At 65.9% G+C, this 12,088-nt stretch carries 14 protein-coding genes; 13 read left to right on the top strand and 1 reads right to left on the bottom strand.

The genetic code is table 11. From position 1 onward, the window contains the following. Positions 1 to 10 precede the first annotated feature (10 nt). The 7 genes from IQ782_RS13330 to IQ782_RS13300 all read left to right on the top strand — a co-directional run bounded on the left by IQ782_RS13330 (position 11) and on the right by IQ782_RS13300 (position 5,344). Complete coding sequence (locus tag IQ782_RS13330) at positions 11 to 349, top strand: hypothetical protein (RefSeq protein WP_194135139.1); 339 nt, start codon at positions 11 to 13, stop codon at positions 347 to 349. 43 nt (positions 350 to 392) lie between these two features. Beyond that, positions 393 to 788, top strand: a complete 396-nt coding sequence (locus IQ782_RS13325) for a DUF6497 family protein (protein WP_240989291.1) — start codon at positions 393 to 395, stop codon at positions 786 to 788. Between the two features lie 214 nt (positions 789 to 1,002). Next, on the top strand, positions 1,003 to 1,146 hold the full coding sequence (locus tag IQ782_RS13320; protein WP_194135138.1) for a hypothetical protein: 144 nt from the start codon (positions 1,003 to 1,005) through the stop codon (positions 1,144 to 1,146). Positions 1,147 to 1,248: 102 nt separating this feature from the next. Next, positions 1,249 to 1,611 carry a hypothetical protein gene (locus IQ782_RS13315; RefSeq protein ID WP_194135137.1) on the top strand — a complete coding sequence of 121 codons (363 nt, stop codon included), beginning with the start codon at positions 1,249 to 1,251 and terminating at the stop codon, positions 1,609 to 1,611. A 445-nt stretch (positions 1,612 to 2,056) separates the two neighbouring features. Further along, complete coding sequence (locus tag IQ782_RS13310) at positions 2,057 to 2,263, top strand: hypothetical protein (protein WP_194135136.1); 207 nt, start codon at positions 2,057 to 2,059, stop codon at positions 2,261 to 2,263. Between the two features lie 160 nt (positions 2,264 to 2,423). After that, positions 2,424 to 4,424, top strand: coding sequence for an acetyl-CoA carboxylase biotin carboxylase subunit (locus tag IQ782_RS13305; RefSeq protein ID WP_194135135.1), 2,001 nt, complete (start codon positions 2,424 to 2,426; stop codon positions 4,422 to 4,424). Beyond that, positions 4,424 to 5,344 carry a hypothetical protein gene (locus IQ782_RS13300; RefSeq protein ID WP_194135134.1) on the top strand — a complete coding sequence of 307 codons (921 nt, stop codon included), beginning with the start codon at positions 4,424 to 4,426 and terminating at the stop codon, positions 5,342 to 5,344. Before IQ782_RS13305 ends, IQ782_RS13300 begins: the two co-directional genes overlap by 1 nt. Before the next feature lie 169 nt (positions 5,345 to 5,513). Here IQ782_RS13300 and IQ782_RS13295 read toward each other — a convergent pair whose 3' ends face one another. Further along, the gene (locus IQ782_RS13295; protein ID WP_338092590.1) at positions 5,514 to 6,119 is read right to left on the bottom strand and encodes a DUF4174 domain-containing protein; all 606 of its coding nucleotides are present in this window, start codon (positions 6,117 to 6,119) and stop codon (positions 5,514 to 5,516) included. A gap of 92 nt (positions 6,120 to 6,211) precedes the next feature. Between IQ782_RS13295 and scpA the strand changes: the two genes are divergently transcribed. The 6 genes from scpA (at position 6,212) to IQ782_RS13265 (ending at position 12,087) form a co-directional block, all read left to right on the top strand. Beyond that, positions 6,212 to 8,344: a methylmalonyl-CoA mutase gene (scpA, locus tag IQ782_RS13290; RefSeq protein WP_194135133.1), complete on the top strand. Its 2,133-nt coding sequence runs from the start codon at positions 6,212 to 6,214 to the stop codon at positions 8,342 to 8,344. A gap of 319 nt (positions 8,345 to 8,663) precedes the next feature. Then, a complete protein-coding gene (locus IQ782_RS13285; protein WP_338092589.1) occupies positions 8,664 to 9,278 on the top strand; it encodes a VOC family protein in 615 nt (204 codons plus the stop codon). Next, positions 9,275 to 9,754 carry a GNAT family N-acetyltransferase gene (locus tag IQ782_RS13280; protein ID WP_194135131.1) on the top strand — a complete coding sequence of 160 codons (480 nt, stop codon included), beginning with the start codon at positions 9,275 to 9,277 and terminating at the stop codon, positions 9,752 to 9,754. Before IQ782_RS13285 ends, IQ782_RS13280 begins: the two co-directional genes overlap by 4 nt. Before the next feature lie 120 nt (positions 9,755 to 9,874). After that, positions 9,875 to 10,558 (top strand): molecular chaperone DjiA, encoded by a 684-nt coding sequence (locus IQ782_RS13275; RefSeq protein ID WP_194135130.1) that lies wholly within the window; start codon positions 9,875 to 9,877, stop codon positions 10,556 to 10,558. A 4-nt stretch (positions 10,559 to 10,562) separates the two neighbouring features. Beyond that, positions 10,563 to 11,564: an endonuclease/exonuclease/phosphatase family protein gene (locus tag IQ782_RS13270; RefSeq protein ID WP_194135129.1), complete on the top strand. Its 1,002-nt coding sequence runs from the start codon at positions 10,563 to 10,565 to the stop codon at positions 11,562 to 11,564. A gap of 55 nt (positions 11,565 to 11,619) precedes the next feature. Next, the gene (locus IQ782_RS13265; protein WP_194135128.1) at positions 11,620 to 12,087 is read left to right on the top strand and encodes a hypothetical protein; all 468 of its coding nucleotides are present in this window, start codon (positions 11,620 to 11,622) and stop codon (positions 12,085 to 12,087) included. The last annotated feature ends 1 nt before the right edge of the window (position 12,088 follow it).

Genomic DNA, 12,088 nt, shown 5'->3' with positions numbered 1-12,088 from the left:
GGAGGACGCGATGCAGGTGAAGGGATGGCACATGGCGCGCGAGGGCGGGGCGGTGACGCTCGCCCGCCGCAACCCGGCGCGGTTCGACCTGAAGGTCGAGACGCAGCTTCCCCCGGTCGGCCGCCTCGAACGGCTTGCGCATCAGGTGCGGCAGGATCTGTGGCGGGCGTTGCGCGATCTGCGCGGCTTCGCGCCGGTGGTGCGGGTCAGGCTCTGCGCCGGCGGGGTGACCGTCGAGGCGGGGGGCGAAGTTGCGGGGGCGCTGCCGCGCAAGGCGATCGAGGCGCGCATCGCCGAGGTTTTGGAAGATCGCGCCAACCGCGCGCGCTGGGTGACCTGGGCGGCCTGAGCCGCCGCGCAAGATGACGAATTGGGAGGTCCTTGTGACGGGGATGTGGAGAATCCGGATCCTGGCTCTGGCTTTCGCCATGACGCCGGGCCTGGCCACGGCGCTGGAGGAGAGCGCCGTGGCAGTGCCCTCGGGCATGTCCGTGACCTTCGTCGACTCGTCGATCGATTCCGGAACTTCGGCGCAACGCTTCCGATTTCTGGCGCCGCAGATCGGAGGTCCGAAGCCGCTGACCTACGATGAAGTTGCGCCCGACATGCAGCATCTTTGCGACAACTTTGCCCTTCCGCGCGCGACTCAGGCGCAGGTGATTCCCCCCGTAATCGTCATTTCGCTCATGGAAGAACCGCTTGAAGTTGGCGTTACGTCACCCGGAATCCGTCAATATTTCGAGGCCTATAGCCCCCAAAATGGGGTATGCCTCTGGGAGGCGTTCTGATGATGTTCTCAGCACGCGCGGAAATCCGCTCATATTTCTCTTGTTTTCGGGCCTTCGGCACGGAAAATCTCTCGGCGAAGCGAGTTACGTATTTCTTTTTCGTAACTTGCGCTATGTTGGGGGGTGATTGCACATCCGCAGTCGAAACACCCGAACGAGGGCAGTCCGGGCCGCGAGGTTCCGTAGGGCCCAAAGAATCTGACAGGAGAATAAGATGTCCAAGAGCATCCATCTGCTTGCAATGCTTGGCTTCGTCGCAACCCTTTCCGCTTGCGGCGGCCAGCAGGAAGAAGAATACGTGGTCGTGGATCAAGAGCCCGTTACCACCGAGCCCGTCTACACCGGCAAGTACAAGTAACTTGTCGTCGGGACGGGCCTTCTGGTCCGTCCCGCACTCCCGGCCCCTTGGGGCCGTATCTCACCGCCCGCTTCCACGGGCCCTTATAGAGGGGGGCCCGGTATGCTGAAGCACCGTGGCTTTCCGAGCCGACTTCCCGGCACGGACTTTCAATTCACCATTCGCCGAGCCAACCCCAAGGGGGTGACCGCCATCATCCGGCGGGAGCGTTTTCGCGACCGCAAGGCGGCGGACAAGCGCGCCGACCTGGCCTTCATGGCCTCGCTCTGGGCGCATTTCGGCAGCGAACCATTCGAACGCGGAAACCTCGATGCGGGGCGCCTGTCCTGGCTCTTCGGCCGCGAGGTGCTGCCCTATGACGACCCCTTTGATCCCGAGAGCTACGACGCGATGCTGGTGATCAACGAGGCCGCCGCGCGCGCGTCCTTCCCCGAAGCTTTCGACGAGAATGACGAATGGGCGTAAACTCGCCCCATCATTCGCGTTTTGCGCGGAAAGAGGCCGGTCAGGCTTATCCTTCGGGATATGGCTTGGTGGCGGCCGGCGAGTCATGCACTCTTTGGGTGTTGCGGGCAATGACGCAGCCAGCGGCTGCGCGCATTGCTCACCGTTACCCTTCCCCTCGCGGGCGTCGCGGCACATCCCCTGACCGCACGCCCGCTTCTTTTCTTAAATGTCACCACCAGCCCGATTTGGCGCCCCTCGGAGCCATCCGCGCGCATTCCGTCGCTGCCGGCGGACTTCCGTCGCGTCAGAGGTGGCGGAAATGGGCGGCGTTGCGCCCGTCTGGTCGGTCGCATCGGCGCTCCTTTGCCGACGCTTTCGAAAATGCGAAAGATGTATGGAACCTTTACCAATTTCGTGGCGTTGAAGATCAAGTTCGACTTACACAAATCGGGGAGTTTACCTCATGCAAAACGTTATCCGTATCATCGCCGTCCTGGGTGTCTTTGGCGTCGCCGCCTGTGAGAACTCCGACCTGCAGCGCGGCGCCATTGGCGCAGGCAGCGGCTATCTCATCGACCGCGCGGTCGGTGGCGACGGCATGGTTGGCGCAGCCGTTGGTGCGACCGCTGGCGTCGTCTGCGACGACGTCACCCCGCAGTACTGCCGCTGATCTGACGCCGCGCCGCGGCGGGCGCCGCGCGCAGCACCATACGATTTCCAGGGCCACCGGAGCTTCCCGCTCCGGTGGCCCTTTTTGCTGTCCATAGCCTGCAATGAGCCGAAGCCGCGGCATCGCCCGCCGGCCAAGAAACGCAACGAAAGGGAGAGACATGTTCGACAAGATCCTGATCGCCAACCGCGGTGAGATCGCCTGCCGGGTCATCAAGACCGCGCGCAAGATGGGCATCAAGACCGTGGCGGTCTACTCGGATGCCGACAAGCACGCGCTGCATGTCGAGATGGCCGACGAGGCGGTGCATATCGGTCCGCCGCCGGCCAACCAGTCCTACATCGTGATCGACAAGATCATGCAGGCGATCAGGGACACCGGCGCGCAGGCCGTGCATCCGGGCTATGGCTTCCTGTCGGAGAACCCGAAGTTCGCCGAGGCGCTCGAAGCCGCCGGCGTTGCCTTCATCGGCCCGCCCAAGGGCGCGATCGAGGCAATGGGCGACAAGATCACCTCGAAGAAGATCGCGCAGGAGGCGGGCGTTTCGACCGTGCCCGGTTACATGGGGCTGATCGAGGATGCCGACGAGGCGGTGAAGATCTCTGGCGAGATCGGCTATCCCGTCATGATCAAGGCTTCGGCAGGCGGCGGTGGCAAGGGCATGCGGATTGCCTGGAATGACGAAGAGGCGCGGGAAGGGTTCCAATCGTCGAAGAACGAGGCGGCAAGCTCCTTCGGTGATGACCGCATCTTCATCGAGAAGTTCGTCACCCAGCCGCGCCATATCGAGATCCAGGTGCTCTGCGACGCGCATGGGGGCGGCATCTACCTGAACGAGCGCGAATGCTCGATCCAGCGCCGCAACCAGAAGGTCGTCGAAGAAGCGCCGAGCCCCTTCCTCGATCCCGAGACCCGCAAGGCGATGGGCGATCAGGCCGTCGCGCTGGCCAAGGCGGTGGGCTACACCAGCGCCGGCACCGTGGAATTCATCGTCGACGGTCAGAAGAACTTCTACTTCCTCGAGATGAACACCCGCCTGCAGGTGGAACACCCGGTGACCGAGCTGATCACCGGCGTCGATCTTGTCGAGCAGATGATCCGCATCGCCAATGGCGAGCCGCTGTCGATCACGCAAGATGAGGTGCAGATCAATGGCTGGGCGATCGAGAACCGGCTCTACGCCGAGGACCCGTACCGCGGCTTCCTGCCCTCGATCGGCCGTCTCACCCGCTACCGCCCGCCCGCCGAGGGCGCGCTGCACGGCGGCATCGTGCGCAACGACACCGGCGTCTACGAGGGCGGCGAGATCTCGATGTACTACGACCCGATGATCGCCAAGCTCTGCACTTGGGCCCCGACCCGCGAAGAGGCGATCGAGGTCATGCGCAACGCGCTCGACAGCTTCGAGGTCGAGGGCATCGGGCACAACCTGCCCTTCCTTGCGGCGGTGATGGACCACGAGCGTTTCATTTCCGGCAACATCACCACCGCCTTCATCGCCGAGGAATATCCCGACGGTTTCGAAGGCGTCACGCTGGCCGAGCCGGCGTTGCGCGATGTCGCCGCCGCCTGCGCTGCGATGAACCGCGTCGCCGAGATCCGGCGCACGCGCATCTCGGGCACGCTCGACAACCATGAGCGGCAGGTCGGCGATCACTGGAATGTCACGCTTCAGGGCGAAAGCTTCGATGTCGTGCTGGCCGCCGACAAGCAGGGTACCACGGTGACATTCGCGGACGGCTCCGAGATCCGCGTTGCCGGTGACTGGACGCCGGGCAGCGCATTGGCGCACATGCAGGTCAACGGCGCGCCGCTGGTGCTAAAGGTCGGCAAGATCTCGGGCGGCTTCCGCATCCGCACCCGCGGCGCGGACCTCAAGGTCAACGTCCGCACCCCGCGGCAGGCCGAACTGGCCCGGCTGATGCCCGAGAAGCTGCCGCCGGACACCTCGAAACTGCTGCTCTGCCCGATGCCGGGCCTGATCGTGAAGGTGAACGTCGCGGCGGGTGACGAGGTGCAGGAGGGCCAGGCGCTCTGCACCGTCGAGGCGATGAAGATGGAGAACATCCTGCGCGCCGAGCGCAGGGGCAAAGTCGCCAAGATCAACGCGGGGCCGGGTGACAGCCTCGCCGTCGATGACGTGATCATGGAATTCGAGTGATGCGCCAGCCTCCGTACCAGGGCGCGGCCGCTGTCGGAGTGCTGCTCGGCGTTGCCGGGCTGGCATTCTGCGCGACTGCGCCCTGGCCGGAGGCCATGCGGGTCATCGGACTCCTGCTGTCCGCCGCCGTCACCGGTTGCGGCGCCTACCTCGCGCTGGCTGGCGCGCGCGGGCTGGTCTTTGCCAAGATGGTGCTACTGGTGCTGCTGCCGCTGGCCGGCATCGCGCTGCTGCTGATCGTGGCGGTGGTGCAGTTCCTGCCGCAGGCCGGGGCGGGAGCAGAGAAGATCACCCCCGCGATCATCGCCGGCATCGCGGTGTCTCTGGGCTGGATCGCCGGGCCGCTGGCGCAGGAATTGCGCCGCAACGACGAGCGCGAAGAGCGCCGACGCGACATGATCGAGGCCAGCGCCAACGAGATATGGCTGATCGCCAAATTTGCCTCGAACCTGGACTGCAAGGCGGCGATCCAGGAAATCTCGGAAGCCTTCGAGAAGGACGAGAGTTACGAGGTCTTCGTGTTTTTCCGTCGGGACTACGGCACGTTGAAGCGGCTGATCGAGCAGATCGAAATCCTGCAAAAGCAGCAGATCGGCCCGATGCTGGGCCTGTACCAAAGGCTGAATCAGCTCGACCAGATGGAAGAGAACATGGCCTCCGATCGGTTCCGCTTGCTGTCGCGCGTCCGGCGCGAGAAGGCGGTGAAGGTCTACTACCGGGTTCTGGACGGCATACCCGAGGAGGCGGTCGTCGCGCTGCACGCACTCGATCGCGGGGAATATGCGTCGAAGGTGGCGGCGCTGCGCGAAGAAAGGCTTGCAAGGTTCGCGGCCGCGCGCGCTGCCAAGGCGGAGCAGTCCGCCAAGTTGGCGTCAGAAGGTGATGCAGGCGCGGTTGACGGGAGCCCAAGCGATGACTAACCGTCCCCAAAAGGTCAGATCAGCGGGTTTTCCTCGCCCTCGACCGGGTCGCGCGGCTCGAATTCAGATTGAGCGGATCGCGTCATGGCGGTGCTCTCCCCATACCGTGTGTCTACCCCCAAGACCTAGGCTCGAAGTGCCGAAAAGTCAAGGTTTCCGCCCTTCCGGCTCACTGCCGGCGCAAGGCGTCGCGGCGGTCGCGGACCTCTTGCTGGCGCAGCGGCTGCTTGTCGATCGATCGGGAAATTTCGCGGACGTCCCAAGGGCTTGCCTTGCGGATGATGACCGATCCATCCTTTGCGAGCTGCATAAGCATGAAGCCGCGCGGGCGCATGGCGCGGCGGATGGGGCCGCGGGCGTCCGGGTCGGTGTCCGTAAGCACCACCACATCGCGCTCGACCAGCGCGTCGATGCGCGCCTCGATCAGCTGCATCTGCTGAATGTAGCGCGGATCGTTCGGCGTGTCGGCGAAGATCAGCAGCGGCCGCTTGGTCCAGAGGAATTCGTCCAGAGAGGCTTCTCCGGCAGGCCGGATAGGGGCGTCATCCTCGACCGGAGTCTCGGCTCCCTGGGCCGCGCCAAGACCCGCGGTGAGCGTGAAAAATCCTATCAGGGCAAGGACGGTACGGCGGATCATGTCCCCAGATATAGGCGCGCCGGACGCGGCTGCACAGACCTTGACGCCGGGCCGGGCAAATTTTTTGGACCGGGCAGAAGACACCCGTTCGTCGCGGCGCCGAATGCGATCCGCGGCGCGAAGAGCGATTTTGATCACCACACGCCCTGGGCGTGGGCAATGACGCGCGACAGGGCCATGCGCGCCGGGACCGCCCGGCAGCCGGCCCGCAGAGGAGAGAGGACCAGAGGATGACGGTGAAGAAGGGCGATTGGCGCCAGCTCGCGGAGAAGGAACTGCGCGGACGGACGCCGGAGGATCTCACCTGGCACACGCTCGAAGGGATCGAGGTGCAGCCGCTCTACACCGCCGAGGACACGGCGGATCTGCCGCACATGGGCACGCTGCCGGGCTTTGGCCCCTTCACCCGCGGGGTGAAGGCGACGATGTATGCGGGCCGTCCCTGGACCATCCGGCAATACGCGGGCTTCTCGACCGCTGAAGAGTCCAACGCCTTCTACCGCAAGGCGCTGGCGGCGGGGCAGCAGGGGGTCTCGGTGGCCTTCGATCTGGCCACGCACCGCGGTTATGACAGCGACCACCCGCGCGTCGTGGGGGATGTCGGCAAGGCGGGGGTCGCGATCGACAGCGTCGAGGACATGAAGATCCTCTTCGACGGCATCCCGCTCGACAAGATTTCCGTCTCGATGACGATGAACGGCGCGGTGATCCCGATCCTCGCCAGCTTCATCGTCGTGGGCGAGGAACAGGGCCACGACCGCGCCGTGCTCTCGGGGACCATCCAGAACGACATCCTCAAGGAGTTCATGGTCCGCAACACCTACATCTACCCACCCGAGCCCTCGATGCGGATCATCTCGGACATCATCGAGTACACCTCGAGCGAGATGCCGAAGTTCAACTCGATCTCGATCTCCGGCTACCACATGCAGGAGGCGGGCGCGAACCTCGTGCAGGAGCTGGCCTACACGCTGGCGGACGGGCGGGAATACGTGCGTGCGGCGATCAATGCCGGGATGGACGTCGACACCTTCGCCGGGCGGCTGTCGTTCTTCTTCGCCATCGGCATGAACTTCTTCATGGAGGCCGCCAAGCTGCGCGCCGCGCGCACGCTCTGGCACCGCATCATGACCGAGTTCGGCGCCAAGTCCGAACGCTCGAAGATGCTGCGCACCCATTGCCAGACCTCGGGCGTTTCGTTGCAGGAGCAGGACCCCTACAACAACGTCATCCGCACCGCCTACGAGGCGATGTCGGCGGTTCTGGGCGGCACCCAGTCGCTGCACACCAATGCGCTCGACGAGGCAATCGCCCTGCCGACCGAGTTCTCGGCCCGGATCGCGCGCAACACCCAGCTCATCCTTCAGGAAGAGACCGGGGTGACCAAGGTGGTCGATCCGCTGGCGGGTTCCTACTACGTCGAGAGCCTGACCAACGAGCTGATCGAGAAGGCCTGGGCGCTGATCGAGGAGGTGGAAGAGATGGGCGGCATGACAAAGGCCGTCGCCTCGGGCATGCCCAAGCTGCGCATCGAAGAGACCGCGGCGCGCCGTCAGGCGCAGATCGACCGCGGCGAAGAGGTGATCGTCGGGGTCAACAAGTACCGCAAGGACAAGGAAGACCCGATCGACATCCTCGACATCGACAATGCCAAGGTGCGCGAGAACCAGGTTGCCCGACTGGAGCATGTCCGCGCGACCCGTGATCAGGCGACATGCGACGCGGCGCTGGCCGAGCTCACGCGGCGCGCGAAGGAGGGCGGCAACCTGCTGGAAGCCGCGGTCGAAGCCGCCCGTGCGCGGGCCTCTGTCGGAGAGATTTCCATGGCCATGGAAAAGGAATTCGGACGTCACCGCGCCGAGGTGAAAACCCTCGCCGGGGTCTACGGCGCCGCCTACGAGGGTGACGAGGGCTTTGCCCAGATCCAGCGTGACGTGGAGCGCTTCGCCGAAACCGAGGGCCGCCGCCCGCGGATGCTGGTGGTGAAGATGGGGCAGGACGGGCATGACCGCGGCGCCAAGGTGATCGCCACCGCCTTCGCCGACATCGGTTTCGACGTCGACGTCGGCCCGCTGTTCCAGACCCCGGAAGAGGCGGCGCAGGATGCCATCGACAACGACGTGCACATCGTGGGCATCTCGTCGCAGGCCGCCGGCCACAAGACGCTTGCCCCGCAACTGGTGCAGGCGCTCAAGGAGCAGGGGGCCGAGGATATCATCGTGATCTGCGGCGGGGTGATCCCGCATCAGGATTACGACTTCCTCTACAAGGCCGGGGTGAAGGCGATCTTCGGGCCCGGCACCAACATCCCCTCGGCGGCCAAGGAGATCCTCGGCCTCATCGGGGCGCGCGCGGCGGAGTGACCGCGCCTCGGCTCACGCCCTGCGGCGTGGGCCGACCGGCTGCCGTTAGATGAACGGAACGAAGGGCACGCCGCAAGCGGCGAGTCCGAGCGTTGCGGCGAGCATCAGCAGGAGGGTGCGGGTCTTCATCGGGGTCTGTCCTTGCCTCGGGGCCGGTCGTGGGTGCCAGCCTTCGGGCGCACCCTAGCGGGGCGGTTCGGGATTGACCACTGCAAGACCGTTCCGACCGTGTTGCCGCGCTCGAAACAGGACGATTTCGCCATTGCACCCCCCGTGCCCCCGGCTATCGTGATGCGGATACACTCACATCGGAGGGATGATGCTCGAACTTGATCACGTGGCGGTTCTTGGCGAGACGCTGGCAGAGGCGGTGAGCCATGCCGAAAGCGCACTCGGGCAGCCGCTTTCGCCGGGTGGGGCGCATCCCGACTTCGGCACCCACAATTTCCTGATCGGGTTGGAAGACGAGCTGTACCTCGAGGCCATCGCCGTCGATCCCTCGGCCCCTGCGCCGGGGCGTGCGCGCTGGTTCGGACTCGACGGTTTCTCCGGGCCGGCGCGGCTCGACAAGTGGATCTGCCGGGTGCCCGACATCGACGCGGCGCTGGCGCGCTTCCCCATGGCGGGCGAGGCGGTGCCGGTGACGCGCGGGGCACTCAGCTGGAAAATCTCGGTCCCGCGCGACGGGCAGCTGCCCTTTGACGGCCTGTTTCCGGCGCTGATCGAATGGATCAGCCCGGTGCCGCCGGGGGTGTCGCTTGCCGGGGCCGGCACGCGGCTCGAAGCCCTGACCGTGGCGCATCCGGAGGCAGAGGCGCTGAAGGCGCTGATCGGGCCGGCGCTGGCGACCCCGCTGGTCGATTTCGCGGTCGAGGCCAAGCCCGCGCTGCGCGCCAGCTTCGCCACGCCCTCGGGCCAAAGGATCCTGCAATGATCATCCGTCCCGCGACCGCGGCGGATGCCGTCGCCGTCGCGGCGATCTGGAATCCGATCATCGACGAGAGCGCTGCCACCTTCACCAACCTGCGCAAGACCCCCGAGGGGCTGGCGGCGGATTTCGCCGCGCGCGGCCCGGCCTTTCTCGTGGCCGAAGAGGAAGGGCTTGTGCTCGGCTTTGCCACCTTCTTCCAGTTCCGCGGCGGGCCGGGCTACGCCAGGACGCTCGAACACACGGTGATCCTCGGGCCGGCGGCCCGTGGACGCGGCGTCGGGCGGACGTTGATGATGGCGCTGATGGCCGAGGCGCGTGCACAGGGGGCGCACAGCCTCTTTGCCGGGGTCTCGGGCGAGAATTCGGCAGGTATCGCCTTCCATGCGGCGCTCGGCTTTTCCGAGATCGCGCGGCTGCCCGAGGTCGGCTTCAAGTTCGGGCGCTGGATGGATCTGGTGCTGATGCAGAAGTTCCTCTGACGTCCGCGGCGTCTGCACGGGCGGCACACAAAGCTCACAGACCGCTGACGCAGGACAGAATTTTTCGTGACTTCTCATTGTCGCACTGACAGTTGCGCTTTGGCCGCGTAAACTGCCGACATGTCGATCTGGACCCGCATCTCCGAAGCCCTCGCCGCCCTTGCCAAGGGCGAGGGGCTGACGGCCGTCTTCGAGCGCCTGCGCCAGCCGCCCGAGCGCAGCGTCGCCTTCACCATCGCGGTCATCGCGCTCTCGGCCAAGATGGCCAAGGCGGATGGCCAGGTGACCCGCAACGAGGTCGCCGCGTTCCGCGAGATCTTCACCATCGCCCCCGAGGATGAACCGGCGGCGGCGCGGGTGTTCAACCTCGCCCGGCAGGACGTTGCCGGTTTCGAGGAATACGCGCGCCGCATCCGCCGCATGTTCGAGGGCAACGCGGAGCAGCTCTCGGACCTGATGGAGGGGCTCTTCTACATCGCCATGGCCGACGGCAACTACCACTCGGCCGAGAATGCCTTCCTTGAGCGGGTCGCCGAGATCTTCGAGATGCCCGACACCGCCTTCCGCGCCCTGCGCGCGCGCTTCGTGCCCGATTGCGCGCCCGATCCGTTCACCGTGCTCGGGGTGAACCCCGAGATGCCGATGGAGGAAATCCGCAAGCACTGGCGACAGCTCGTGCGAGAGAGCCACCCCGACGTGATGTGCGCCCGCGGTCTTCCGGAAGAGGCGATCAAGCTCTCGGAGCGTCGGCTCATCGCGATCAACCAGGCATGGGAAGAGATCTCGGCCCGCGAACAGGTCTGAGGCGATGCGCCTGGCGACCTACAACGTCGAGTGGTTCGATGATCTCTTCAACAAGCGTGGCGAGCTGCTGATCGATGACCATTGGTCCGGCCGCCGCGACGTGACCCGCGCCGAGCAGGCCGAGGCGCTTGGCCTGGTGTTCACCGCGATGGACGCGGACGCGGTGATGATCATCGAGGCGCCAGACACCGGCACCCACCGCGACACCCGCCGGTCGCTGAAGAATTTCGCCCGTTCCTTCGACCTGCGGACGCGCGAGGTGTTGGTCGGCTTCGTCAACGAGACCCAGCAGGAAATCGCGCTGCTTTACGATCCCGACCGGATGAGCGTGCGCCACGTTCCGGGGGACACCCAGGACGCGCCGCGGTTCGACCGCGAACTGCGCATCGACCTGGATTTCGATGACACGGAGGATCTCGTGGTCTTCTCCAAGCCGCCGCTCGAGGTCGAGCTGTCCACCACCTCGGGGCGGGTCATCCGGCTGATCGGCGCGCACCTGAAGTCCAAGGCGCCGCACGGGGCGCGGGGGCATGACCAGGTCATGCGGGCCTCGATCACCAATCGCCGCAAGCAGCTCGCCCAGGCGATCTGGCTGCGCCGCCGGGTCGATGCGCTGCTCGAGGACGGCGAGAGCGTGATCGTGATGGGCGATCTCAATGACGGTCCGGGGCTTGATGAATACGAGGCGCTGTTCGGGCGCAGCTCGGTCGAGGTCATCTTGGGCAAGGGCGACAGCGCGCTCTACGATCCCCATGCGATGCAGGCGCTGCGCGGGCGGCTCACGCCGCAACCGAGCACTGCGCGGTTCTACATCGAGCCCGAGAAGCGCTACCTTCAGGCGCTGCTGGATTACGTCATGGTCTCGCGCGATCTGCGCGAGCTGGCGCAGGGCTGGCGCATCTGGCACCCATTCGACGATGCCCATTGCTGGCAGGCGACGGACCTGTGCAGCGCGCTGCTCACCGCCTCCGATCATTTCCCGGTCACGCTGGATCTCGCCGTCTGAACGTCGGCTCCGGGTTTCGCTGTCGCGACTCGGCCAAGCCGCCTATAGTGCCGCCATGATCCGGATTTTTCCCTTTGCCCCGAAGCATTTCCTCGTGGCGTGCCTGCTGGCCGCGCCGCTCTACGCTCCTGCCTTCGCGCAGCAGGCCGAGACCCCGGAGGAGACACCCGACAGCGGCCCGAGCCTGATGGAGCGGGGCGCGGACATGTTCCTGCGCGGCCTGCGCGACGAGTTGGACCCGGCGCTTCAGGACCTGCGCGGACTGGCGGACAAAATGGGTCCGGCCCTGCAGAGCTTCGTGCAGGAAATGGGGCCGGCCATGGCGCAGCTCTCCGAGCAGATCGAGGACTGGACGCTCTACGAGGCACCCGAGATGCTGCCCAACGGCGACATCCTCATCCGCCGCCGCGAGAAACTCGGTCCCGACGCGCCGGGCGAGGACAGGATGCTGCCCGACACGGGGCCCGACTCTGGGCCGGACGCGGGGCCAGAAACCGGGCCGGGCGGCGAAGTCGAGCTGTGAG

This window comes from Salipiger mangrovisoli (assembly GCF_015223355.1).
Taxonomy (GTDB): domain Bacteria; phylum Pseudomonadota; class Alphaproteobacteria; order Rhodobacterales; family Rhodobacteraceae; genus Salipiger; species Salipiger mangrovisoli.
The sequence above is the reverse complement of the archived record's forward strand: the minus strand, read 5'-3'. Positions and strand labels throughout refer to the sequence as shown.

Bases quoted from the DNA above. Each gene is read 5' to 3' on its own strand.
- IQ782_RS13330 (WP_194135139.1), top strand. From the start codon at position 11: ATGCAGGTGAAGGGATGGCACATGGCGCGCGAGGGCGGGGCGGTGACG.
- IQ782_RS13325 (WP_240989291.1), top strand. From the start codon at position 393: ATGTGGAGAATCCGGATCCTGGCTCTGGCTTTCGCCATGACGCCGGGC.
- IQ782_RS13320 (WP_194135138.1), top strand. From the start codon at position 1,003: ATGTCCAAGAGCATCCATCTGCTTGCAATGCTTGGCTTCGTCGCAACC.
- IQ782_RS13315 (WP_194135137.1), top strand. From the start codon at position 1,249: ATGCTGAAGCACCGTGGCTTTCCGAGCCGACTTCCCGGCACGGACTTT.
- IQ782_RS13310 (WP_194135136.1), top strand. From the start codon at position 2,057: ATGCAAAACGTTATCCGTATCATCGCCGTCCTGGGTGTCTTTGGCGTC.
- IQ782_RS13305 (WP_194135135.1), top strand. From the start codon at position 2,424: ATGTTCGACAAGATCCTGATCGCCAACCGCGGTGAGATCGCCTGCCGG.
- IQ782_RS13300 (WP_194135134.1), top strand. From the start codon at position 4,424: ATGCGCCAGCCTCCGTACCAGGGCGCGGCCGCTGTCGGAGTGCTGCTC.
- scpA (WP_194135133.1), top strand. From the start codon at position 6,212: ATGACGGTGAAGAAGGGCGATTGGCGCCAGCTCGCGGAGAAGGAACTG.
- IQ782_RS13285 (WP_338092589.1), top strand. From the start codon at position 8,664: ATGCTCGAACTTGATCACGTGGCGGTTCTTGGCGAGACGCTGGCAGAG.
- IQ782_RS13280 (WP_194135131.1), top strand. From the start codon at position 9,275: ATGATCATCCGTCCCGCGACCGCGGCGGATGCCGTCGCCGTCGCGGCG.
- IQ782_RS13275 (WP_194135130.1), top strand. From the start codon at position 9,875: ATGTCGATCTGGACCCGCATCTCCGAAGCCCTCGCCGCCCTTGCCAAG.
- IQ782_RS13270 (WP_194135129.1), top strand. From the start codon at position 10,563: ATGCGCCTGGCGACCTACAACGTCGAGTGGTTCGATGATCTCTTCAAC.
- IQ782_RS13265 (WP_194135128.1), top strand. From the start codon at position 11,620: ATGATCCGGATTTTTCCCTTTGCCCCGAAGCATTTCCTCGTGGCGTGC.